This is a genomic window from Microbacterium meiriae (genome assembly GCF_040702565.1).
In the GTDB taxonomy this organism is placed as follows: domain Bacteria; phylum Actinomycetota; class Actinomycetes; order Actinomycetales; family Microbacteriaceae; genus Microbacterium; species Microbacterium meiriae.
This window is the reverse complement of the sequence record NZ_JBFBLJ010000002.1, coordinates 860,743-883,328: the sequence shown is the minus strand read 5'-3', so window position 1 is coordinate 883,328 and position 22,586 is coordinate 860,743. Positions and strand designations below refer to the sequence as shown.

Annotated in this window: 22 protein-coding genes; 8 read left to right on the top strand and 14 right to left on the bottom strand. The window is 71.5% G+C overall.

Annotated features, from left to right (window positions below; all coding sequences use genetic code 11):
* Positions 1–24: 24 nt before the first annotated feature.
* On the top strand, positions 25–867 hold the full coding sequence (locus AB0310_RS11705) for an alpha/beta fold hydrolase (RefSeq protein ID WP_268777412.1): 843 nt from the start codon (positions 25–27) through the stop codon (positions 865–867).
* Between the two features lie 70 nt (positions 868–937).
* On the opposite strand, the gene AB0310_RS11700 is transcribed toward AB0310_RS11705, so the two are convergent.
* From AB0310_RS11700 to AB0310_RS11640, 13 genes are all read right to left on the bottom strand, one after another.
* Positions 938–3,016, bottom strand: a complete 2,079-nt coding sequence (locus tag AB0310_RS11700) for an iron ABC transporter permease (RefSeq protein WP_366237304.1) — start codon at positions 3,014–3,016, stop codon at positions 938–940.
* The gene (locus tag AB0310_RS11695; protein WP_187663039.1) at positions 3,013–4,044 is read right to left on the bottom strand and encodes an ABC transporter substrate-binding protein; all 1,032 of its coding nucleotides are present in this window, start codon (positions 4,042–4,044) and stop codon (positions 3,013–3,015) included. Before AB0310_RS11695 ends, AB0310_RS11700 begins: the two co-directional genes overlap by 4 nt.
* Before the next feature lie 24 nt (positions 4,045–4,068).
* Complete coding sequence (locus AB0310_RS11690; protein WP_259954923.1) at positions 4,069–4,908, bottom strand: ABC transporter ATP-binding protein; 840 nt, start codon at positions 4,906–4,908, stop codon at positions 4,069–4,071.
* A gap of 1 nt (position 4,909) precedes the next feature.
* Positions 4,910–5,866 carry a siderophore-interacting protein gene (locus tag AB0310_RS11685; protein ID WP_315638170.1) on the bottom strand — a complete coding sequence of 319 codons (957 nt, stop codon included), beginning with the start codon at positions 5,864–5,866 and terminating at the stop codon, positions 4,910–4,912.
* The gene (locus tag AB0310_RS11680) at positions 5,856–6,656 is read right to left on the bottom strand and encodes an ABC transporter ATP-binding protein (RefSeq protein WP_136051913.1); all 801 of its coding nucleotides are present in this window, start codon (positions 6,654–6,656) and stop codon (positions 5,856–5,858) included. The genes AB0310_RS11685 and AB0310_RS11680 overlap by 11 nt, the downstream gene beginning before the upstream one ends.
* Positions 6,653–7,726, bottom strand: coding sequence for a FecCD family ABC transporter permease (locus tag AB0310_RS11675; RefSeq protein ID WP_187663036.1), 1,074 nt, complete (start codon positions 7,724–7,726; stop codon positions 6,653–6,655). Before AB0310_RS11675 ends, AB0310_RS11680 begins: the two co-directional genes overlap by 4 nt.
* Positions 7,723–8,766 carry a FecCD family ABC transporter permease gene (locus AB0310_RS11670; RefSeq protein WP_366237303.1) on the bottom strand — a complete coding sequence of 348 codons (1,044 nt, stop codon included), beginning with the start codon at positions 8,764–8,766 and terminating at the stop codon, positions 7,723–7,725. Before AB0310_RS11670 ends, AB0310_RS11675 begins: the two co-directional genes overlap by 4 nt.
* A 32-nt stretch (positions 8,767–8,798) precedes the next feature.
* Positions 8,799–9,824: an iron-siderophore ABC transporter substrate-binding protein gene (locus AB0310_RS11665; RefSeq protein ID WP_366237302.1), complete on the bottom strand. Its 1,026-nt coding sequence runs from the start codon at positions 9,822–9,824 to the stop codon at positions 8,799–8,801.
* 234 nt (positions 9,825–10,058) lie between these two features.
* Complete coding sequence (locus AB0310_RS11660) at positions 10,059–10,262, bottom strand: cold-shock protein (RefSeq protein WP_025104028.1); 204 nt, start codon at positions 10,260–10,262, stop codon at positions 10,059–10,061.
* A gap of 73 nt (positions 10,263–10,335) precedes the next feature.
* Positions 10,336–13,200: a helix-turn-helix transcriptional regulator gene (locus AB0310_RS11655; protein ID WP_366237301.1), complete on the bottom strand. Its 2,865-nt coding sequence runs from the start codon at positions 13,198–13,200 to the stop codon at positions 10,336–10,338.
* 65 nt (positions 13,201–13,265) lie between these two features.
* The gene (locus tag AB0310_RS11650) at positions 13,266–13,484 is read right to left on the bottom strand and encodes a hypothetical protein (RefSeq protein ID WP_187663032.1); all 219 of its coding nucleotides are present in this window, start codon (positions 13,482–13,484) and stop codon (positions 13,266–13,268) included.
* A 132-nt stretch (positions 13,485–13,616) separates the two neighbouring features.
* Positions 13,617–14,705, bottom strand: coding sequence for a DUF998 domain-containing protein (locus AB0310_RS11645; RefSeq protein ID WP_366237300.1), 1,089 nt, complete (start codon positions 14,703–14,705; stop codon positions 13,617–13,619).
* 94 nt (positions 14,706–14,799) lie between these two features.
* Complete coding sequence (locus AB0310_RS11640) at positions 14,800–15,255, bottom strand: SRPBCC family protein (RefSeq protein ID WP_187663031.1); 456 nt, start codon at positions 15,253–15,255, stop codon at positions 14,800–14,802.
* A 101-nt stretch (positions 15,256–15,356) separates the two neighbouring features.
* Between AB0310_RS11640 and AB0310_RS11635 the strand changes: the two genes are divergently transcribed.
* From AB0310_RS11635 to AB0310_RS11605, 7 genes are all read left to right on the top strand, one after another.
* A complete protein-coding gene (locus AB0310_RS11635; protein ID WP_366237299.1) occupies positions 15,357–16,394 on the top strand; it encodes an FUSC family protein in 1,038 nt (345 codons plus the stop codon).
* A 101-nt stretch (positions 16,395–16,495) separates the two neighbouring features.
* Positions 16,496–17,155, top strand: a complete 660-nt coding sequence (locus AB0310_RS11630; RefSeq protein WP_187663029.1) for a DNA alkylation repair protein — start codon at positions 16,496–16,498, stop codon at positions 17,153–17,155.
* 13 nt (positions 17,156–17,168) lie between these two features.
* The gene (gene deoD / locus AB0310_RS11625) at positions 17,169–17,882 is read left to right on the top strand and encodes a purine-nucleoside phosphorylase (protein ID WP_187663028.1); all 714 of its coding nucleotides are present in this window, start codon (positions 17,169–17,171) and stop codon (positions 17,880–17,882) included.
* A 110-nt stretch (positions 17,883–17,992) separates the two neighbouring features.
* Positions 17,993–18,364, top strand: a complete 372-nt coding sequence (locus AB0310_RS11620; protein WP_366237298.1) for a roadblock/LC7 domain-containing protein — start codon at positions 17,993–17,995, stop codon at positions 18,362–18,364.
* Positions 18,365–18,432: 68 nt separating this feature from the next.
* Positions 18,433–18,996, top strand: a complete 564-nt coding sequence (locus AB0310_RS11615) for a GTP-binding protein (protein WP_187663026.1) — start codon at positions 18,433–18,435, stop codon at positions 18,994–18,996.
* The gene (locus AB0310_RS11610; RefSeq protein ID WP_366237297.1) at positions 18,993–19,493 is read left to right on the top strand and encodes a roadblock/LC7 domain-containing protein; all 501 of its coding nucleotides are present in this window, start codon (positions 18,993–18,995) and stop codon (positions 19,491–19,493) included. Before AB0310_RS11615 ends, AB0310_RS11610 begins: the two co-directional genes overlap by 4 nt.
* Positions 19,494–19,517: 24 nt before the next feature.
* Positions 19,518–22,148, top strand: coding sequence for a DEAD/DEAH box helicase (locus AB0310_RS11605; protein ID WP_366237296.1), 2,631 nt, complete (start codon positions 19,518–19,520; stop codon positions 22,146–22,148).
* Positions 22,149–22,163: 15 nt separating this feature from the next.
* On the opposite strand, the gene AB0310_RS11600 is transcribed toward AB0310_RS11605, so the two are convergent.
* Positions 22,164–22,553, bottom strand: a complete 390-nt coding sequence (locus AB0310_RS11600) for a VOC family protein (protein ID WP_366237295.1) — start codon at positions 22,551–22,553, stop codon at positions 22,164–22,166.
* Between the last annotated feature and the right edge of the window lie 33 nt (positions 22,554–22,586).

Here is a 22,586-nt window from a genome sequence, read left to right as displayed (position 1 = left end):
CACCGGCATCGGAAGGAACACATCATGGGTTACATCACCGTCGGCACCGAGAACACCACCCCGATCGAGCTCTACTACGAAGACCAGGGCAGCGGTCAGCCCGTCGTGCTGATCCACGGCTACCCGCTCAACGGGCACAGCTGGGAGCGCCAGACCCGCGAGCTCCTCGCCCAGGGGTACCGCGTCATCACCTACGACCGCCGCGGCTTCGGACAGTCCTCCAAGGTCGGCTCCGGCTACGACTACGACACCTTCGCCGCCGATCTGAACACCGTGCTCGAGACCCTCGACCTCCGCGACGTCGTGCTCGTCGGCTTCTCCATGGGCACCGGCGAGCTCGCCCGCTACGTCGGCCGCTACGGCCACGAGCGCGTCGCGAAGCTCGCCTTCCTCGCGTCGCTCGAGCCCTTCCTCGTGCAGCGCGACGACAACCCCGAGGGCGTGCCGCAGGGGGTCTTCGACGGGATCGAGGCCGCCGCCAAGGGCGACCGCTACGCGTGGTTCACCCAGTTCTACAAGGACTTCTACAACCTCGACGAGAACCTCGGCACGCGCATCAGCCAGCAGGTCGTCGACGCGAACTGGAACCTCTCCGTCACCAGCGCCCCGGTCGCCGCCTACGCCGTGGTCCCGACCTGGATCGAGGACTTCCGCGACGACGTGAAGGCCGTGGCCGCCGCTGCCAAGCCCACGCTGATCCTGCACGGCACCAAGGACAACATCCTGCCGATCGACGCGACCGCCCGCCGCTTCCACCAGGCCGTCCCCGAGGCCGAGTACGTCGAGGTCGAGGGCGCCCCGCACGGCCTCCTCTGGACCCACGCCGACGAGGTCAACGCCGCCCTGACGCAGTTCCTGGCCCGGTAACCCTCGTTCGAATCGCCCGAATGGCCCCATTTCCTCTGGAGATGGGGCCATTCGGGCGATTCGAAGCGGGTCAGCGGGAGCGCCAGAGCAGCCAGACGAAGTACGGGGCACCGATCAGCGCGACCACGAGACCCGCCGGAAGCTGCGCGGGGGCGATCACCGTCCGGCCGATCGTGTCCGCGATGCCCACGAGCAGCCCGCCGAGGAGCACCGCCGTCGGGATCACTCGCGAGTGCCGCGCGCCCACCAGGGCCCGCGCCGCGTGCGGCGCCACGAGCCCCACGAAGCCGATGACCCCGATCGCCGTCACGCTCAGCGCCGCGAGGACGGCCGCCACCAGCAGCAGCGTCAACCGGACGGGCTCCAGCCGGATGCCGACCAGTCGCGGGGTGTCCTCATCGAGCGACAGCACGTCGAGCTCCCGGCGACTCATCACCACGAACGGCACCGCGATCACGAGGACGATCGCCAGCGGGATGACCTGCTCCCACACCCGCCCGTACGTCGTCCCGGAGAGCCAGGTGTAGATCTTCGGGGTGTCCCACGGGTTCGAGCGCAGCAGGAAGAAGGTCGTGAGGGAGACCGTGAAGTACGAGACCCCGATGCCGATGAGCAGGAAACGGTCCGCGTTCAGGCCGCCCCGCCACGACAGCAGGTAGACGAGGGCGAAGGCGAGCAGCGAGCCGGTGACGGCTCCCGCGATCATCCCGCCCGTCGACGACGTGATGCTCGTGATCACCAGCACCGCGCCGAGCCCGCCGCCGCCGGTGACGCCGAGGATGCCCGGGTCGGCGAGCGGGTTGCGGCTCACCCCCTGGATCACGGCGCCGGAGAGCGCGAGCGCGGCGCCGGCGACCACGGCGGCCACGATCCGCGGCGCGCGCTCGTCGAGGGCGAAGGCGATGGGCGCGGGAGCCTGCCCCTGCAGCCATAGCGCGATGTCGCCGGTGAGCAGCCAGGTGTGCCCGGCGAGCAGTCCGAGCAGCAGCACCCCGACCACGCCGAGGGCGACGAGGGCGAGGGTGATCCGGAAGCGCAGGCGGCTGCGCACCCCGAAGCGCACCCGCGGAGGCTCGCGCGTGGGACCGGCGTCGCGGAGGCGTCGGGCCATGAGCACGAGCACGATCGCGCCGAGCAGCGTCGTCGCGACGCCGGTCGGGATGAGGATCGCGGCCTCCGCGCCGATCAGCGCGCGCAGGAGGGCGTCGGAGAGGATGACGACGAGGGCGCCGAGGAGCCCCGACGCGGGGATCAGCAGCAGATGGCGGTTCAGGCTTGGCACCACCCGCGTCAGCAGCCGCGCGAGCACCGTCGCACACAGCCCGACGAAGCCCATCGGCCCGGCGAGCGTCACCGCGACCGCCGTGAGGGTGACCGCGAGGAGGATCCCGATGGTCCTGGTCGACCGGATCGGCACGCCGAGCGACGAGGCGGTGTCGTCGCCCAGGGACAGGATGTCGAGGCGCCGCGCGAGCACGAGGGCCAGCACCGTGACGACCACGACGACCGGAGCCGCCTGCAGGAACGCGGTGAGTCCAAGCTGCGACAGGCTCCCGCTCCCCCAGGCGAGCAGTCCCTTGGTCTCCTCGTCGAACAGGATGAGCAGGGTCGAGGTCGCGGCCTGGAAGGCGAGCGCCAGCGCAGAGCCCGCGAGGATGAGGCGGGTCGTGGACGACCCCGCCCCTCCGGCGAGTCCGAGCACGATGCCCGCGGCGACGATGCCGCCCGCGAACGCCACCGCCCCGGAGGCCCACACCGGCACGGCGATCCCGAACGCGGCGAGCGCCGTGACGGCGAGGTAGGCCCCGGCGGTCACGCCGAGCGTGTCGGGTGACGCGAGGGCATTGCGGGCGAGGGACTGCAGCAGGATGCCGGCGACGCCGAGGGCCACGCCCACCGCGACGCCGGCGGCGAGCCGCGGCACCCGCGATCCCCAGAGGACGTCGGCGTCGGCGAACACCGCGCCGCTCGTGCCCTGCGTGAGGTGCCAGCAGGCGACCGCCACCAGCACGACGGCGAGAGCGACGAGCACGCCGACGCCCGTCCACACCGCGGGCTTCCGACCCTCCGCCCCCACGCGGACGGCGGACGCCGGGGCGTCAGGCTCCGCGGTCGCCGTCGCGTCGTCGAGGCGGAGGGTCTCCGTCACTTCGAGAGCACCTCGAGGTAGCCGTCGATGATCTGCGCGGTCGAGCGCGGGCCGCCGAAGGTCCAGATACCTGCCGGGAACGCGGTCAGGCGGTCCTCCGCCACCGCGGGGAGCGAGGTCCACGCGGGGTTGTCCGCGAGGGCGTCGACGAAGCTCTCGGAATCCGGGTCCGCGGTGCCGGTGTAGAACAGGTTCGCGTCGCCGACCGTCGTCATGCCCTCGACATCGGTCTGCCCGAGGCCGTACACGGGGTCGACCTCGCCGGTCCAGGCGTTCGTCAGCCCGAGCTCCTCGCCCACCTCGCCGACGAGCGAGCCCTGGCCGAACGGACGCAGCGCCACGTTGCCGCCGTCGACCCAGCCGTCGAAGAACACGAAGTCGGTGGTGGCGAGGTCGCGGTCGGCGAGCTCGGCCTTCGCGGTGTCGAGGTGCTCCTGGAACTCCTCGGTGACGACGTCGGCCCGCTCCCCGCGGCCGGTGACCTGGGCGATGAGGTCGAAGGTGTTCAGCATCTTGGCGATCGGGTCCTTCGCATCGGCGCCGATCGTCGCGAGCACGGGCACGTCGTAGGCCTCGAGCTGCGCGACGATGGGGTCGTCCGCGGCACTGACCTCGACGATCACGAGGTCGGGGTCGGTGCCGAACAGCGTCTCCAGGTTCGGCTCCTGGCGGGTGCCCACGTCGACGACGCCCTCCGGCAGCTCCTCCGCGGTGACCCAGGTGCTGTACCCCTCGGCGTCGGCCACCGCGACCGGCGTCACGCACAGCGACAGGGCGTCCTCGATCTGCTGCCACTCGAGCACCGCGATCCGCTCGGCCGGCGTGTCGAGCTCGACCGTGCGGCCGAGGTCGTCGGTGACGGAGACCGCCCCGGTCGAGGTGCTCGTGGTGTCGTCCGTGCAGCCCGCGCTCGTCGAGGTCGGGGCGTCCGATCCCTCGGCGGACGGCGTCTGCGTGGTGCCGCAGCCGGCGAGCGCGAGGGTGAGGGCGCCGCCGAGGGCGAGCACGGCGAGGGAGGTCTTCTTCATCGGTGGTTCCTTCAGGGGTCGGGATCAGGAGGCGGAGGGGGCGCGGAGGCGACCGTGGTGGCGACCGCGCGGACGCACCCGCACCAGCCCGGTCTCCTCGTCGAGGGCGGTGTCGATGCGCAGGCCGTACACGTGCGAGAGGTTCTCGCCGGTGAGCACTTCGGCGGGCGCCCCCGCCGCGTGGACCCGGCCGCGGTGCATCAGCACGACGTCGTCGGCGACCGAGGCGGCGTGGTCGAGGTCGTGCAGCACGACGCCGAGCGCGGTGCCGTGGTCGTCGGCGAGCTCCCGCACCAGGTCGAGGGTCTCCACCTGGTAGCGCAGGTCGAGGTGGTTGGTCGGCTCGTCGAGCAGCAGCACCCCGGTGTCCTGGGCGAGTGCGGTCGCCAGCCAGACGCGCTGCAGCTCGCCGCCGGAGAGCTGGTCGACCGGACGGGCGGCCATGGCGGAGAGGCCGGTGAGGGCGAGGGCGCGCGCCACGGCCGCTCGGTCGGCGTCGCTCACGCCGGAGAACCGTCCGCGGTGCGGGTGGCGGCCGTAGGCGACGACGTCGGAGACCTCGATCCCGGACGGGTGCGGCCGGGACTGCGACAGCATCGCGACGGTCTTCGCGAACTCCTTGGCGGAGAGGGCGGCGGCGTCGCGCGACTCCGCGCCGCCGACGCGCACGGTCCCCGCCTCGATGCGGTGCAGCCGCGCGAGAGCGCGGAGGACGGTCGACTTGCCGCTGCCGTTCGGTCCGATCAGCGTGGTCACCCGGCCCGGCGCGAGGCGCAGGGATACGTCGTGCACGACCCGGGTGCGGCCGTAGCCGAGGACGAGGGACTCCCCCTCCAGGCTGTGGCGATCGATGGCCTCGGTCATCTCAGCCCCGCATCGCGACGCCGCGGCGCCAGTAGCCCATGAACGCGACCTGTGCGCGGTCGACGCCGAGGTCCTTCACGAGGTGCCGACGCAGCGTCGTCACGACACCGCTCTCGCCCGCGATCCAGAAGTAGCGGCCGGCGCGGTCGTCCTCACGGGGGATCTCCTCCCCCAGGCTCGAGTACTCGGGGGTCTCCCACAGGAGGTCCTCCCCCTCGATGTCGGTGACGCGGATCTCGTCCCCGGCGTCGTCGTCCCCCAGATACTCGAGCACCGCGGGGATGAGGCGAAGGCCGTGCGGCTCGCCGATGTCGCGCGGGAGCCAGTGCACGTCGACCCCGGCCGGCACGTCGATCGCGAGCACGTCGGCGGGCGACGGCACCTCGATGAACGCGACGCCGCGGAGGTCACGCGGGGCGTCCTCCAGGATGCGGGCGATGGCGGGGGCCGCGGTCTCATCGCCGACGAGGACCACCGAGGTCGCCGCCCCCGGCGCGTACTCCGCGCCGCCGTGCGCGACGACGCCGCGGCGCGGGCCGACCAGCCACAGCTCCTGACCCACCGCGGCGGTGCTCGCCCACCGCGAGGCCGGACCGGTGAGCCCCGGCTCCAGGTGCAGCACGAAGTCGATGTCGACCTCGGTGCGGCCGTCGTCGTCGACCCGCAGCTCGCGCACGGAGTAGGTGCGCATCGAGCCGCGCTCCTCCTCCGGGACGGACAGGTACGAGCCCCACCAGTCGTACGTCGACCGGTCGATCTCGGCGAGCACGCCGGACGCGGGCGGGAAGACGAGCTTGACCCGGCTGTCGTACACCTCCCCCGGCGTCCCCAGCTCGCTGAGCTCCTCGCCGCCGAGCGTCACCCGCACGAACGACGGGGAGACGCGGTCGACGCCGCGCACCTCGGCGCGGGTGAGGATGTAGGTCGGGCGCTCGGTCGTGGTGGATTCAGCGGACATGATGCCTTCCGATGGGGGTGACCATCGGCTTGCCGGAGACCGGGTCGATGGTGATCTGGTTGGGGAGGCCGAAGACCTCCTGCACGAGTTCGGCGGTGACGATCTCCTGCGGGGCGCCGATCGCGTGCACGCGACCGTCCTTCATGGCGACCAGCTCGTCGGCGTAGCGCGCCGCGAGGTTGAGGTCGTGCAGCACCATGACGATCGTGGTGCCGCGCGCGACGCTGAGGTCGGTGAGCAGGTCGAGCACCTCGACCTGGTGGGCGACGTCGAGGAACGTCGTCGGCTCGTCCAGCAGCAGGATGTCGGTCTCCTGCGCGAGGGCCATCGCGATCCAGACGCGCTGCCTCTGACCGCCGGAGAGCTCGTCCACGCTGCGGTCGGCGAGGTCGCTGATCCCGGTCGCGTCCAGGGCGTCGGCGACGACCTCGTAGTCGTGCGCGCTCCACCGCGACAGCGCCCGCTGGTGGGGATGACGTCCGCGACCGACGAGGTCGGCGACGGCGATGCCCTCGGGGGCCACGGGCGACTGCGGCAGCAGGCCGAGGATGCGCGCGACCTCCTTCGTGGGGCGGGCGTGGATGGACTTCCCGTCGAGCACGACCTCCCCGTCCCCCGGCGACAACAGGCGGGCGAGGGCGCGCAGCAGCGTCGACTTGCCGCAGCCGTTGGCGCCGACGATCGTGGTGATCTTCCCCGGCGCGATCTGCAGGTCGAGGCCCTCGACCACGGTGCGGTCGCCGTAGGAGAGGGTGACCCCCTCGGCGGACAGGCGGTGGGCGGCGGTCACAGCGAGCCTCCGGTGCGGTTGGTGCGGATGAGCAGGTAGATGAGGTACGGCGCGCCGACGACGCCGGTGACCACGCCGACCGGGTACCGCGCGCCGAGCGCGAACTGGGCGATGAGGTCGCCGCCGAGCACGAGCACCGCGCCGACGAGGCCGCTGGGCAGCAGCAGCGTGGCACCGGGACCGGTGAGCCGCGCGGCGATGGGTCCCGCCATGAACGCGACGAACGCGATCGGCCCGGTGGCGGCGGTCGCGAAGGCGAGGAGGGCCACGGCGCCGAGGATGAAGACGAGGCGCGTGGCGGTGACCCGCACGCCGAGCCCCGCGGCGGACTCGTCCCCGAGCTGGAGCGTGCCCAGCGCCCGGCCCTGCGAGAGCAGCAGCGGCACGAGGATCGCGGCGGCGATCGCCATCGGCAGCACCCGCTCCCACGACGCGTTGTTGAGGCTGCCGGTGAGCCACTGCATCGCGGTCTGGATGTCCCAGTTCGCGGCCCGGGACAGCAGGTAGGAGATGACGCTCTGCAGCATCGCCGCGACGCCGATCCCGATGAGGATGAGGCGGGTGCCCGCGAAGCCGCCCTTGATGGCGAGGAGGTAGATCGCCAGCGCGGTGACGAGGGCACCGACGAGCGCGAGCAGTGAGACGGCGGGGCCGTTGAGCGAGAGCACGACGATGCCGAACACCGCGGCGGCGCCGGCCCCGTTCGAGATGCCGATGATGTCCGGCGAGGCGAGCGGGTTGCGCAGCATGGTCTGGAACGTCACGCCCGCCATACCGAACGCGAGGCCGGTGAGGACGGCGAGGACGGCGCGCGGCAGGCGCAGGTCGCCGACCGTGAACGAGGCGCCGGGCACCGTCTCGCCGAGGATCACGCGGACGACCTCGTCGAGCGGGTAGAACGTGTTGCCGACCATGAGCGCCACCGTGAAGAGCACGACCACGACGGCCCCGAGCGCGACGGTGACCACGGCATGACGGCGGTGGCGTGCCCGGCGGCCGGCGATGACACGCGCGGTGCGGGCGGCGGCGGACTCGTCGCCGCGGACGAGGGTGTGCTCGGTCGTGCTCACAGCTCCCGCACCTTCTGTCGGCGGACGATCCAGATGAAGAACGGCGCCCCGATGATCGCCGTGATGATACCCACCTGGATCTCCTCGGAGGACGGCGAGATCACGCGTCCGACGATGTCGCTCGCGGTGAGCAGCGCGGCGCCGGCGAGGGCCGAGAACGGCAGCAGCCAGCGGTGGTCTGTGCCCACGAGCATCCGGCACATGTGGGGGACGATGAGCCCGACGAACCCGATCGGCCCCGCGATCGCCGTCGCCGCGCCGGCCAGGATGACCGCGCCGAGGGCCGACAGCATCCGGGTGCGCAGCACGTGCTCGCCGAGCCCCTTGGCCATGTCGTCGCCGAGGGCGAGGGAGTTCATGCCCCGTGCGCACAGGAAGCAGATGAGGGCGCCGACCGCGAGGACCGGCGCGGTGATCGCGATCCGCGGCCACTCCGCCCCGCCGACGCCGCCGATCTGCCACGACTGGAACGTCTGCAGCAGGTCGACCCGCGGCAGCATGACCGCGCTGATGAGCGAGGCGAACGCGGCGGAGGTCGCCGCCCCCGCGAGGGCCAGCTTGAGCGGGGTGGCCCCGCCACGGCCGAGGGAGCCGACGGTGTAGACGAACACGGCGGCCGCCGCGGCGCCGACGATCGCGAAGGCCATCTGCCCGTAGGGATTGCTGAGCCCGAAGAACGCGATGCCGAGGACGACCGCGAACGAGGCGCCGTTCGAGACCCCCAGGATGCCGGGGTCGGCGACGGGGTTGCGCGTGACGGCCTGCATGGTCGCCCCGGCGAGGGCGAGGGCCGCCCCCACGAGGAGCGCGAGCACCGTGCGGGGGATGCGCTTGACGACCGCGGCCTGAGCGATCGTGTCCGACTGCCCGGAGAGCGCCGCGAGGATGTCGTCGAGGGTGACCGCCCGCACCCCGAACGACACCGAGAGCACGACGAGCACGAGGATCACACCGACCCCGGCGAGCAGCCAGAGGGTGCGCACCACCGCCGGACGCCGCAGGGTGGCGGCGTCCGGCGCGAGGACGGGTGCTGAGATCACGACGACTCTCCGCTGGGGGGCGGACGCGGGGCTTACTTCGCGAGCGGCGCGGCGAGGATCGCCAGGTAGTCCTCGAGACCCCACGGGATCGACAGCGCCGACGGGTTCGCCGATGCGGCGATGGGGGTGGCGTCCGGGAGGATCGCGACGCGGCCCTCCGCGATGGCCGGGATCTTCGACAGCAGCGGGTCGGCCTGCAGCGTGGCGAGGGTGGAGTCGTCGCCGTAGGTCACGAGCACGTCGACGTCGTCGAACTTCTGCGCCTCCTCGGCGCTCACCTCGAGGTAGAACTGCTCGCTGTCCTTGTTCTCCTCCACGATGGCGGGGAACGGCAGGCCGAGATCGTGCAGGTAGCCGGGGCGCGTGTCGGCCGCGGTGTAGTAGGTGATGACGCTCAGGTCACTCGGGTCGAAGAACGCGAAGATGACCTTCTTGCCCTCGAGCGCGCTGTTGGCCGCGAGGGCGGCGTCGGCGTCGGCGTGCAGGTCCTCGATCAGGGCCTCGCCCTCAGCCTCGAGCCCCAGGGCCTTGGAGTTCATCTCGACCATGTCGTCGACGGACGTGCCCCACGCGACGTCGGGGTAGGCGACGACCGGGGCGATCTTGGAGAGCGTGTCGTACTCCTCCTGCGTGAGGCCGGAGTAGGCGGCGAGGATGACATCGGGCTCGGTGTCGGCCACGGCCTCGTAGTCGATGCCGTCGGTCTCGTCGAAGAGCACCGGGGTCTCGCCGCCGAGCTCGTCGAGCTTCTCCTCCACCCAGGGCAGGATGCCGTTGTCGTCGTCGTCGCCCCAGGTGGCCTTGCTCATGCCGACCGGGATGATGCCGAGGGCCAGGGGCACCTCGTGGTTCGCCCACGCGATGGTCGCCACGCGCTCGGGCTTCTCGTCGATGGTCGTCTCGCCGTAGACGTGCTCGATGGTGACCGGGAACGCGTCGTCGGAGGCCGGGTTGCTCCCGGCGGACGCGGTCGACTCCGGCGCGGAGGACGAGCAGGCGGAGAGCGTCACGGCGAGCGCGGCGGCCGCGCCGAGGGCGAGAAGTCGAGAGGTGCGCACAGGCGTTCCCTTCGGGATGGGAGATGGGGTGTCGACGCGAGAGCGTCCGGCCTTTGGTAAGCCTCGCCTAATCTAACACGGAGGTTAGGGCTGCCTCACTCCCGTTTCGAATCGCTCACCTTGTCCCATCCGGCGCCCGGATGCCGCAAAGTGGGCGATTCGAAGGTGTCGGGGCAACGAAAAAGCCGGCCGGACCCGTACGGATCCGGCCGGCTTCAGGAAGTCAGCGCACGCTCAGAGAGCGCGGATGTTCGCCGCCTGCATGCCCTTGGGGCCACGCTCAGCGTCGAATTCGACCTTCTGGTTCTCGCGGAGCTCCTTGAAACCGGAGCCGGCGATAGCCGAGTAGTGGGCGAAGAGGTCTTCGGTGCCGTCATCGGGAGCGATGAAGCCGAAGCCCTTCTCTGCGTTGAACCATTTCACAGTGCCAGTGGCCATGTGTTTTCTACTTTCTGTTGACCGGCCGCTCGCGCGGCCTGCATCATGCCGATGATCCGACATGCATGCTCGGTCACGCTACCACGGCCGACTGACCGGATGCCGCCTCTTCGGCCGTGCGATGGGCGAGTGCCGCCTCGGTGCGCGTGCTGACACCGAGTTTGCGCAGCACCGCCGAGACGTGCACGCTGACGGTCTTCACACTGATGAACAGGCGCTCCCCGATCTGGCGGTTGCTCAGGCCCTCAGCGATCAGGGCGAGTACCTGCCGCTCCCTGGCCGTCAGCTGCTCCGCGTCAGCCTCGCGGGGTCCGGTCGGACGTACCCCGGACGCATCGCCGAACCGTGTCAGTGCCTTCTGCAGCGGCACGTGGCCGAGGCGCTCAGCGATCGCCGTCGCCGCTGCCAGCACGGCAGCCGCCTCGGCGCGCTCCCCGGCGGCGACGTGCAGCCGGGCCCGCTCGAGCCGGAGCACCACCCGGAACGTCACCGGAACGTCGTCCCCGTCCGCACACACCAGCGCCTCGTCGACCACCGCCGGCTCCGGTTCGAGCAGGGCGTGCAGCACCGTCGACCACGCGTCGTCCTGGAGTTCCGGCGGCTGTACCTCCCACGCCGTCCGCACCGCCGCGACCGCCGCCTCGACGTCCGCGCCGCCCGCACGCAGCGCCGTCACGAGGGCCCCCGCCTCCAGGAGCAGCCGCCGCTGATGCAGCAACGCCGGACGCTCGTCCTCCAGCATCGCCAGGATCACGTCGAGCGCTCCGCGGAGGTCGCCCTGACTCTCGGCGACGGCGACCTGCATCGTGATCCGGTCGTACCAGATCTGCCGCTCCGAGACCCCCGTCTCCTCGAACGCCGGCAGCCACTCCCGCAGGGTCTCCGCGGCCTCCGCGGCCCGGCCCCGCCAGGCGAGCACCCGCACCCGGGTCATGCTCACGTACATCCGGAACACGCGCAGCGTGCCCTGCAGGAAATCGCGGGCCAGCATGTCCTCGACCTGGTCGATCTCCCCGAGCTCCAGCAGCGGCACGATCATGTTCTGCGCCATGATCGAGCCCGAGGTGCGCTCGACGCGGAGCTCACGGGCTCGCCGCAGACCCTCCTCCGCGACGGCGACCGCCTCCCGATAGCGGCCCAGCAGCGTCAGCAGGTCGGAGTAGTTGACGCGGTAACGCATCTCGGCCGTCGATCCGGCGGCGAGGTCGCGTGCCCGTCGGTACTCGCGCACCCCCTCCGCGACCCGTCCGAGGTGCGCCAGCGACCCGCCACGGACGTTCGCGGCGATCGAGAGCTGGTCCGTCGTCGGGGCGCCCGCCGCCCGGCGCTCCGCCTCGTCGGCGAGGCGGATGGCCTCCTCCCGGTCACCCGCGATCATGCGACGACTCGCGAGCTGATTCAGCAGTTCCGCACGGAACACGTCGTCGTCGACCCGCTCGGCGAGCGCCAGCGCCTCCTGAAGCAACGGGACGGCTCCGAGACGCCCGAGGTTGACGAGGTACAGCGCCTTGTTGCGCAGCAGTCGGGCGTGCAGTCGCGGGTCGACCGTCGCTGCGTCGACCTCGCTCAGCGCGACGTTGGCGACCGCGAGCGCACGCTCCCCGTCGCCGGCGTTGCGCAGGACCGACCCGAGCACGTGGAGGAGGTCGAGACGCGCGAAGCCCGTCGCCTCCGCCGCGTCCGGCACGAGCGGCCAGAGCTCGAGGATGAGCTCGCCGAACCGCGCCGCGCTGGCGAAGGCGTACTGGGCCTTCGCCTGCCGCATGGCGTCGGCGGCGGCCGCGATCGCACGACGATCGTCCTGCGCGAGCTGCCAGTGGTAGGCCGACGCCGCCGCGTCGTCGCCCCCGCCCTCCTCCAACGCCTCGGCGTAGGCCCGGTGCAGCCGCGCCCTCTCGCCGGGGAGCAGATCGCCGTGCACAGCCTCCCGCAGCAGTGCGTGGCGGAACCGGTAGTCGTCTTCGCCCACGACGATGATGCCGCTGCGCACGGCCTCACGGACGGCGTCTTCGACACGATCCTCCGGAAGGTCGACGAGGCGCAGCAGCAGCGGATCCGTGAGCGGCCGCTCGGCGCCGGACATCACCTGCACCACCCGGCGCGCGTCGTCGCCGAGGCGGTCGAAGCGGGCGAGCAGCAGGTCGCGCAGGCTCTCCGGCAGGGGGCCCTGGGCGCACCCGGCGATCTCCTCGACGAAGAAGGGGACGCCCTCCGCGCGCACCTGCAGCCGCTCCAGCGCCGTCGCGGTCGGCGCGCGTCCCGTGATCTGTGCGACCAGCTCGCCGACCGCATGGTCGTCGAGGCGCGGCACGGTCATCCGTTCGAGCAGCCGCGCCCTCGTGGCCTCGCCGATGAACCGGCTCACCGCGTCGCCTCGGCGCACATCGTCGGTGCGGCAGGTGATGAGCAGCAGGAGGCGGCCACGGTCGAGCGTGCGCAGCAGGAAGGAGAGGATCGCGAGGGTCGAGTCGTCGGCCCAGTGCAGGTCTTCGACGACGATGACCTGCGGCGCCAGCTCCGTGGCGGCCTCGATGAGGGAGGCGATCGCGTCGCGCAGGCGTTCGGGGCTGGTGCGGTCGCGAGCGGCGGGAGCGTCGACGAGCTCGGGCAGCAGCATGCCGAGAGCCTCGACGCCCACGCCGACCGCCTCGCGCACACGCTCCGCGCCCAGCCGCTCCACGAGCGAGCGGAGGATGCCGGCGAGCGGGCCGAACGGGGCGCGCGAGGTGCCGAGGTCGAGACACCAGCCCCCGTGCACGTCGGCCGCGGTCGCGATCTCGGCGCTGAACTCCCGCACCAGCCGGGACTTGCCGATACCCGCCTCGCCCTCCACGAGCAGCGCGGCGGGCACACCCTGGCGCACGCCGTCGAACAGGCGGCGCATCCCGGCGAGCTCGGCATCACGCCCGACCATCGCGGCGGTGGGGGCTGGGGCCATGGACCCATCGTGCCACTGCCCGCGGACATCCGGAGGGCCGGGGAAGGACAGGACGACGCCGTCCGTCATCGGGCGACGGCCGGATCGCACGCCGCTGTGCGCGGAGCCTGCGGCGCCGACGCTCGCCCGCGTCCGAGGCGCAGCAGCCGGCGCAGCGGACCCGCAGGACGCGGCACGATCTGGTCCGCGTGCTCGATGAGCATCCGGCGCCGGGCGACCGCGCGCTCGATCTGCTCCTGCTCGAAGACGGTGACCTGATGGATGAGGGAGGGGTGCTCGAACATGATGTCTCCTCGACGGTTCGGTGTATCCCTACACTCCGCTCTGAGGTGCCCCCTCGACATCGGACGGATGCCCTATCTTCCGCGCCCTCTTCCCGCCCACCTCCCTACGCCGACGCAGGCCCCCGCGCCGCATCAGGCTCCTGGTCCACCCACCCGCCTGAGCCCGCGCGAACGCCCGCCCTCCCAGAGCGAGGGCCGCGCGGACGGACGGGTCCCCTCCGGCACGACGATCGCGAGCACCCGCACGAGCGTCGTCATCCACAGCAGTCCGAGCCCGACGACGACCGCCTCCACCGCGGTCACCGGGAAGAAGCCGAGCGGCCACCACAGCAGCACGGCCCCGACCACGAGCACCCCGACGGCGACGGAGGTCACCACGAGGGCCAGGGGCCGACCGGGGACGATCAAAGTCGTCGCCGCGGCAGCCCCGAGGAAGAGGAGCAGTGCCGCGACGGCTGCGATGTCGTGCGGCACGGGGGCTCGATACAGCGGCAGGACCCCGACCGCGGCGAGAGCGAGTCCGGCCGCCGCCCACAGCACGACCACGGTCGCGATCCGGGACAGCGCGTGGTCCCCGAGCAGCCGATGCAGATCGCGACCGATGTACGAGCCCACGGTGGCGACCAGCAGCCCGGCGACGACGAGGGTGCCGTTGAACGCCCACCCCACCCCGAGCTGCGAGAAGTTCTCCTCCCACCACCGGGGGTCGACGGCGGTCACCATCGCGAACAGCGTGCCGATCACGAGGAACCCGAACAGGAGCCCGGCGAGGTCCGCGGTCCGGAGCCCGATTCCCGCACCGAAGGCGAGTCGTCCGCCGACCGCGGACGCGACCCCCGTGAGCAGCCCGCCGCCGATGGCTCCGAGCGCGAGGCCGCGCAGGCCCGCCGCGAGCACCTCGGCCGTGAGCAGCACACCCATCGCCGTCACCGCCCCGAACGCGACGGTGAGGGCGGCGGCCGAGAGGCGCGACACGACCCGTTGCCAGCGCGGCATCGCGGCTGCCTCATCGCGACGGTGCAGGAGAGCGCTGACGACGAAGGCCAGGGCCGCGACACCGCCGGCGACCCCCGCAGCGGGCAGCGCCAGTCCTCCCTCACCCGTCAGCGGTCGCGGCGGGCCGGCGAGGAGCAGCGCCCCGGCGAGAGCTCCCCCGACGAAGCAGACCACGGTCGCGAGCACGGCACGCCCCTCGCCGCGCAGACGCTCCCTCGTGTCCATGCGCCCATGCAAGCACGCCCCTCCGACGCCCGCAGCCCTCACACGCGACGAGGCCCGGGCCGCGCGCAGCGGTCCGGGCCTCGAAGAGGATGCGTCAGGCGTCCACGTCACCGCGCCAGGCGCCGGTCTCGACGCCACGGCCCTCGATGAACTCCTTGAAGTTCTTCAGGTCCTTCTTCACCGCGTGGGATCCGGCGCCGACCAGGGCACCGACCTTCTCCAGGAGTCCCTCCGGCGCCCAGTCGAGCTGGACGGTCACACGCGTGGTGTTCTCGTCGATCTTGTGGAACGTCACGACGCCCGCGTGCTCGGTCTCGCCGCCGACGCTGTTCCACGCGACGCGCTCATCCGGGTGCTGCTCGGTGATCTCGGCGTCGAACTCACGCTCCGCGCCCCCCACGTTCACCTTCCAGTGCGTGTGGGTCGCGTCGATCTGCGTGATGGAGACGACCTCGTCGAGGAACTTCGGGAAGCTCTCGAACTGCGTCCACTGGTTGTACGCCGTGCGGACGGGAACGTCGACGTCGATGGTCTCGATGATCTGCACCATGGGGATGCTCCTCACTTGTTCGTCGTTCGTGTGCTTCCATTCAGCCCGCTGCGGGCGAGATCGGCGATGGGGTTGACATCGGCGCGACTACCGTGGAGGTCATGCGCATCCCCGCCGCGATCCGCGCCTCCCAGCGCTCCCCCCTGCTGCAGGTGGTGAAGTCGGCCGCGGCGACCATCGCCGCGTGGCTGATCGCGGGCTTGGTCTTCCCCGGGCAGCTGCCGGTGTTCGCCGCGATCGCCGCGCTGCTGGTCGTGCAGCCCAGCGTCAACCAGTCGCTGTCGAAGGCGCTGGAGCGCAGCATCGGCGTGATCGTCGGCGTGGTGATCGCCGTCGGCCTCGGCCTGCTCCTCGGCTCGCCGAGCTGGATCGTGCTGCTCGCGATCGTCGTCGCGATGCTCGTGGCATGGATCTTCCGGGCGTCCCCCGGCACCGGCAACCAGGTCGCGATCTCGGCGATGCTCGTGCTGGCGCTCGGGTCGTCGAGTCCGGAGTACGCGATCGCCCGGATCGGGGAGACCCTCATCGGGGTGGTGATCGGCATCGTCGTGAATGCGCTGATCGTGCCGCCGGTGCTCGTCGAGCCGGCGCGGCGGGATGTGGGGCTGCTCGGACGGGAGCTCGCCGCGAGCCTCGACCGCCTCGCGGACGCCCTGCCCGCCCCGCAGACTCCGGCGCGGCTGCAGGAGCTCATGCTCGAGGTGCGGCTGCTGCGACCCATGAAGGACGCCGCCGAAGCCGCGATCGCCGCCGGGGAGGAGTCGCTCACGCTGAACCCCCGGCGCTCGACCCATCGCGCCGACCTGCAGGAGCTGAGGGCGCTGCTCGACCGGCTCTCGCCCATCGTCACGCAGACCATCGGCATGACCCGGGCCTACTTCGACCACTACGACGACCGGCTCGGCGAAGAGCCCGCGGTCGCCGCGATCGCCGAGCAACTCCGCCGGGCCGGACACGACGTGCGCCTCGCGGTGCAGACCACAGCGCCCTCTCCGGAGCCCGAGACGCTGACCTCCGCCATCCCCGCTCTGACCGCTCCCCTCGTGATCCGTCCGCCCTCCTCGCAGCACTGGATCCTCATCGGCTCCCTCATGGAAGACCTCCGTCGCATCCGCGGCGAGCTCCTCGAGGAAGACTGAGTACCGACCCACCCCCTTTCGCACCTCCCGGCCCCCTCTGTGCGTTCGCAACGGGCCGGGACGCACCGAAAGGGGTGGGTCGGCGGGGTTACCCTGGCGGGATGACAGTCGAGGAGGCGCTGGCGGAGCTCGCGGCACTGGAGGACCCGAAGCAGCGCGCGGCGAACGAGAAGCGCGGCGACGACCACGGCATCAACCTGAGCCGCATGCGCGCCCTCGCGAAGCGCATCAAGACGGACCAGGCCCTGGCGCGGGAGCTGTGGGCGACCGGCGAGACGTCCGCCCGGCTCCTGGCCCTGCTCGTGTGCCGTCCGGCCGACTTCACCGCCGACGAGCTCGACACGATGCTGCGCGAGACGCGGCCGCCCAAGGTGAACGACTGGTTCGTGAACTACGTCCTCAAGAAGTCGCCTCTCGCCGAGGAGCTGCGCCGGCGCTGGTTCGACGACGCCGATCCCACCGTCGCCGCCGCCGCGTGGTCGCTCACGACGGTCCGCGTGACGAAGGACGCCGACGGCCTCGACCTGCCGCACCTGCTCGACCTGATCGACCGCGACCTGCAGCAGGCCCCGCCGCGCCTGCAGTGGGCCATGAACGAGACCCTCGCGAACATCGGCATCTTCCATCCGGACCTGCGGGGACGGGCGGTGGAGATCGGAGAACGGCTCCAGGTGTTGGCCGACTACCCCACCGCCCCCGGCTGCACCTCGCCCTTCGCGCCCCTCTGGATCGGGGAGATCGTCCGGCGTCGCGAGGGCTGAGTACGCTGAGCGGATGAGCACCCACATCGCCGCGGAACCCGGTCAGATCGCCCCCGTCGTCCTGTTCCCCGGCGATCCGCTGCGGGCGAAGTGGATTGCCGAGACCTTCCTCGACGACGCCGAGCTGTACTCGGAGACGCGCGGCATGCTGGGCTTCACCGGCACCTGGGAGGGGCATCGGGTCTCCGTCCAGGGCTCGGGGATGGGGCAGCCGTCGATGGCGATCTACGCGACGGAACTGTTCACGGAGTACGACGTGCAGACGATCGTCCGGGTCGGATCCTGCGGCGCGCTGACCGAGAAGCTCGCGGTCCGCGACATCATCATCGCCAACGGCGCGAGCACCGACTCCGGGATCAACCGCGTGCGCTTCCACGGCCTCGACTACGCCCCGCTCGCCGACTTCGCCCTGCTGCGCGCGGCGGTGGAGGCGAGCGAGTCGGAGCCGGTGTCGTCCACGGTGCACGTGGGGCCGCTGTTCTCGAGCGACCAGTTCTACAGCACCCGGCCGGAGCTCACGGAGCCCTTCGTGCGGCACGGCATCCTCGGCGTCGAGATGGAGGCGGCAGGGCTCTACACGCTCGCCGCGTTCCACGGGCGCCGCGCCCTCGCGATCTGCACGGTCAGCGACCACATCGTCACCGGCGAGGAGACCACGGCCCAGGAGCGCGAGCAGACGTTCGGCGACATGGTCCGCATCGCCCTCCGCGCAGCGACTTCGGTCTGAGACTGGCCCCCTCGTCGAGTAACGTTATACACTTCACAGGTCGCGCGGCGCCGGGGACGACCGCACAGGGCGGTCGCTGCTGCGCGCGATGAAGACGACTGGGGAGAACCATGGCCACGCAAGATCAGCTCAACACGCTTCTGGCGGACATCGAGCGCGACATCAACGGATTCATCGGGGCGTCGATCGTCGACCTCGAATCAGCGCTGCCGCTCGCCTCGAGCTCCGTCCGTCCGGACTTCGACCTCGAGGTCGCGAGCGCGTTCAACAGCGAGATCGTGAAGAACAAGAAGCGCACGATCGATGCCCTCGGCATCGATGGCGAGCTCGAGGACATGCTGCTGACGCTGAACACGCAGCTGCACCTGCTCAAGATGCTCGACGACGATCTGTTCATCTACCTGGCCGCCGATCGGCAGGCCACGAACCTCGCCCTGCTGCGCTCCTCGGTGAACCGCCGGGTCGCCGCCCTCGGCGCGTGATCCATGAGGCCGTGGGGAGCGGCCTCGGGAGAGGGCGACAGCGAAAGACCGGTCCCGGGGAGCGGACGATGAGGCGCCCCCGGCGCCGACGGACCGACCTGCCTCAGCGGTACCGGGTGATCTTCGCCGGTCCGGTGGGCGCGGGCAAGACGACTGCGGTCCGCGCTCTGAGCGACGTCGCGCCGGTGGACACCGACGTGCCGATGTCGTTCGCGAGCGGTGACGGCAAGACCACCACGACGGTCGGGCTCGACTACGGGACCTGGCGGCCGACGCCCGAGGTCTCCATCGCGCTCATCGGCATCCCGGGGCAGCAGCGCTTCGCGTCGGCACGGCAGCGCGTCTCGATCCCGGGCACCCGGGTGCTGCTCTGGCTGCGCGGCGACCGCGACACCCTCGTCGCCGACGCCGACGAGTGGCTGGACGTTCTCGCGGGCGAGGAGCATCGCGTCGTGATCGCCGTCAGCCACACCGCCGGACGAGCGATCGGCGATATCCGGCGCGCGCTCGCCGCCCCCCTCGCGCGACACGGCATCCCCGCCTCGCGCGTCCTCGCGGCCGACGCGCGCGACCGCGACAGCGTGATGCGTGTCGCCGGCGCCGCTCTCGATCTTCCGGAGGAGAAGCCATGACCGGACCCGCCCGGCGGCACGACGCCGCCGCGACGCCCGATCCGTCCCGCATGCACCCCGACGTCGCCGGCAACTGGGCCCTGTGGTCGCGCATCGTCGGCCCGTCGGCGCAGACCCGTCTGCAGCAGTTGGAGGAGCGCTTCCCGGAGCTGACGACCGCGGTCCTCGGCACGGCCGACGGCCTACACATCGCCTCGCTCGGCGTCGACCAGGACGGCGGCGAGCAGCTCGCGGCGATGAACGGCTCCCTGTTCGGGGTCGCGCGGGCCGAAGCCGAGATCATCGCCGGCGGGACGGAGCCAACCCTGTCGGCCATCGTGTCGCTGTCCATCGGAGAGAACCAGATGGCCCTGCTGAGCTTCATCCTCGCGCCGTATGGCCAGCTCCTGCTCTCGGTGTCGGCCTCGTCGTCGCAGCTCGGGACCGTGATCGTGCACGCGCGCTCCACGGCGTACGAGCTGCTCACCGCGCTCGGGGTCGCGGGATCGGCGACATGACGCAGATGGGATGATCGAAGCACCATGAATCCCACGCCGCGGCTCGAACCCTCTCTCGTTCCCGACGCGGCGGACCCCGACGCGGTCTACCTGACGTTCGTGGAATGGGCGGAGTCGACCGGCATCCGCCTCTACCCCGCGCAGGACGAGGCGCTCATCGAGATCGTCTCCGGCGCGAACGTCATCCTGTCCACGCCGACGGGCACCGGAAAGTCGCTCGTCGCGGTCGGAGCCCACTTCGCGGCGATAGTCGGCGGCCGCCGCAGCTACTACACGGCGCCGATCAAGGCCCTCGTCAGCGAGAAGTTCTTCGCGCTGGCAGAGGTGTTCGGCGCCGAGAACGTGGGGATGGTGACGGGAGACTCCGCCGTGAACGCGGACGCCCCCATCATCTGCTGCACCGCCGAGATCCTCGCGAACCTGGCCCTGCGGCAGGGTGATGCCGCCGACGTGGGCCTCGTCGTCATGGACGAGTTCCACTTCTACGGCGACCCGGACCGCGGGTGGGCCTGGCAGGTGCCGCTCCTCGAGCTCCCACAGGCCCAGTTCGTGCTGATGACCGCCACCCTCGGCGACGTCACCACCCTCGCCGCCGACCTGACGCGTCGCACAGGACGGGAGACCGCCTCGGTCACCGGAGTGGAGCGCCCGGTCCCGCTGCACTTCTTCTACGAGACGACGCCCATCCACGAGACCATCGACGACCTGCTGAACACGGGACAGGCCCCGGTCTACATCGTGCACTTCTCGCAGGCGGCCGCCATGGAGCGGGCCCAGGCCCTGTCGAGCACGAAGGTCGCGACGCGTGAGCAGCGGGACGAGATCGCCGCCCTCATCGGCGGCTTCCGCTTCACGACGGCGTTCGGCAAGACGCTCTCCCGCTTCCTCCGGGCCGGCATCGGCGTGCACCACGCCGGCATGCTGCCCAAGTACCGCCGACTCGTGGAACAGCTCGCCCAGCGCGGTCTCCTCCGGGTCATCTGCGGCACCGACACCCTGGGCGTGGGCATCAACGTCCCCATCCGGACCGTGCTGCTCACCGCGCTGACGAAGTTCGACGGCACGCGGATGCGCCAGCTCAACGCGCGGGAGTTCCACCAGATCGCGGGCCGGGCCGGACGCGCGGGCTACGACACCGCTGGTACCGTCGTCGCCCAGGCCCCGGAGCACGAGACCGAGAACCTCGCCGCGATCCGCAAGGCCGGCGACGACCCGAAGAAGAAGCGGAAGATCATCCGCAAGAAGGCCCCGGACGGGTTCGTGTCGTGGGGAGAGCCGTCGTTCCGGAAGCTCATCGATGCGACGCCCGAGACCCTGACCTCGCACATGCAGATCACCAGCGCGATGCTGCTCAACGTCATCGCCCGGGGCGGCGATGTGTTCGGGAACGTCCGCCGGCTCGTCTTCGACAACCATGAGCCGCGCGCCCGGCAGCGTGCGCTCGCCCTCCGCGCCCTCGCGATCTTCCGGACGCTCCGGGAATCGGGCGTCGTGGAGACGTTCGACACGGGCGTGCCCGGAGCACCGAAGGGGGTCAGGCTCACGGTCGACCTGCAGCCCAACTTCGCGCTCAACCAGCCGCTGTCCCCCTTCGCCCTCGCGGCGTTCGATCTGCTGGACCCTTCGACGGGCTCAGGGACCCAGGAAGGCTCAGGGACCCACCCTTCGACAGGCTCAGGGACCCAGGAAGGCTCAGGGACCCACCCTTCGACGGGCTCAGGGACCCAGGTGGGGACGGGGTCGTACGCGCTGGACATGATCTCGATCGTCGAGGCGACGCTGGACGATCCGCGCGCCGTACTCAGCCAGCAGGAGTTCCTCGCGCGGGGCGAGGCGGTCGCCGCGATGAAGCGCGAGGGCATCGAGTACGACGAGCGCATGGAGCTCCTCGAGGCGATCAGCCACCCGAAGCCCCTGGAGGAGCTCCTCGACGCGGCCTTCGAGACCTTCAGCGCGGCGCAACCGTGGATCCGTGACTTCGCCCTGCACCCGAAGTCCGTCGTCCGTGACATGTACGAGCGGGCCATGTCGTTCGGCGAGTACGTCGCGTTCTACAAGATCGCCCGCTCCGAGGGCGTCGTCCTGCGGTATCTGTCGGACGCGTACCGCGCCGCCTCCCAGACGATCCCCGAGGAGCGGAAGGACGAGGACCTCCACGACCTCATCGCCTGGCTCGGCGAGCTCGTGCGCCAGATCGACTCCAGCCTGCTCGACGAGTGGAGCGAGCTGACCGCAGGGACCGCCGCCCGCGGCGAGACCGACGAGCCGATCGTCCCGCCCGCACCGAAGCGCCTCACGAGCAACACCCGCGCCTTCCGCACGCTCGTCCGCAACGAACTCTTCCGGCGCGTGCAGCTCGCCGCGCGTGAGGACGTGGATGCGCTGGCCGAGCTCGACCCGTCGTTCGGCGCCGCCGCCTGGTCGGACGCGCTGGATGCGTACTTCGCCGAGCACGACGACATCGGCACCGGACCGGACGCCCGCAGCTCCCGCATGCTGCTGCTCACCGAGGGTCCGACCGCCTGGACGGCGCGGCAGATCATCGACGACCCGGTCGGCGACCACGACTGGGGCATCAGCGCCACCGTCGACCTCGCCGCGTCGGACGAGGCCGGCGAGGCGGTCGTGACGGTGACGGCGGTCGACCGGCTGTGAGCGAGGCGGGCCCCGTCAGGCCTGCATGACAGCGAGCACGTTCCCCGCCGGGTCGCGGAACCACGCGATGTCCGGCCCATGCCCGTTCCCGCGGACGATGCCGCGGGAGTCCGACGGGAACTCGTCGTCGCCGTAGATCTTCGTCTGCACGCCGCGCTCGTTGAGCTCCTCGACCGCGGCGTCGACGTCCGCCACCGGGAAGTTCAGGATCGTGAAGCTCGCCGGGGTGTGGTTCGGTTTCGCGTAGACGAGGATCGACCCGCCGCGGGGCAGGCGCAGATCGAGGAACCCCATCGCGTTGACCTCGACGTCGAGCCCGAGGGTCGTGCCGTAGAACTCTTTCGCCGCGTCGATGTCATCGACGCTGAAACCGCTGAACGCGTTCTCCGCTGTGAAGGCTGCCATGCCCCCAGCATCCGCCTCCGCACGCGCCGTGTC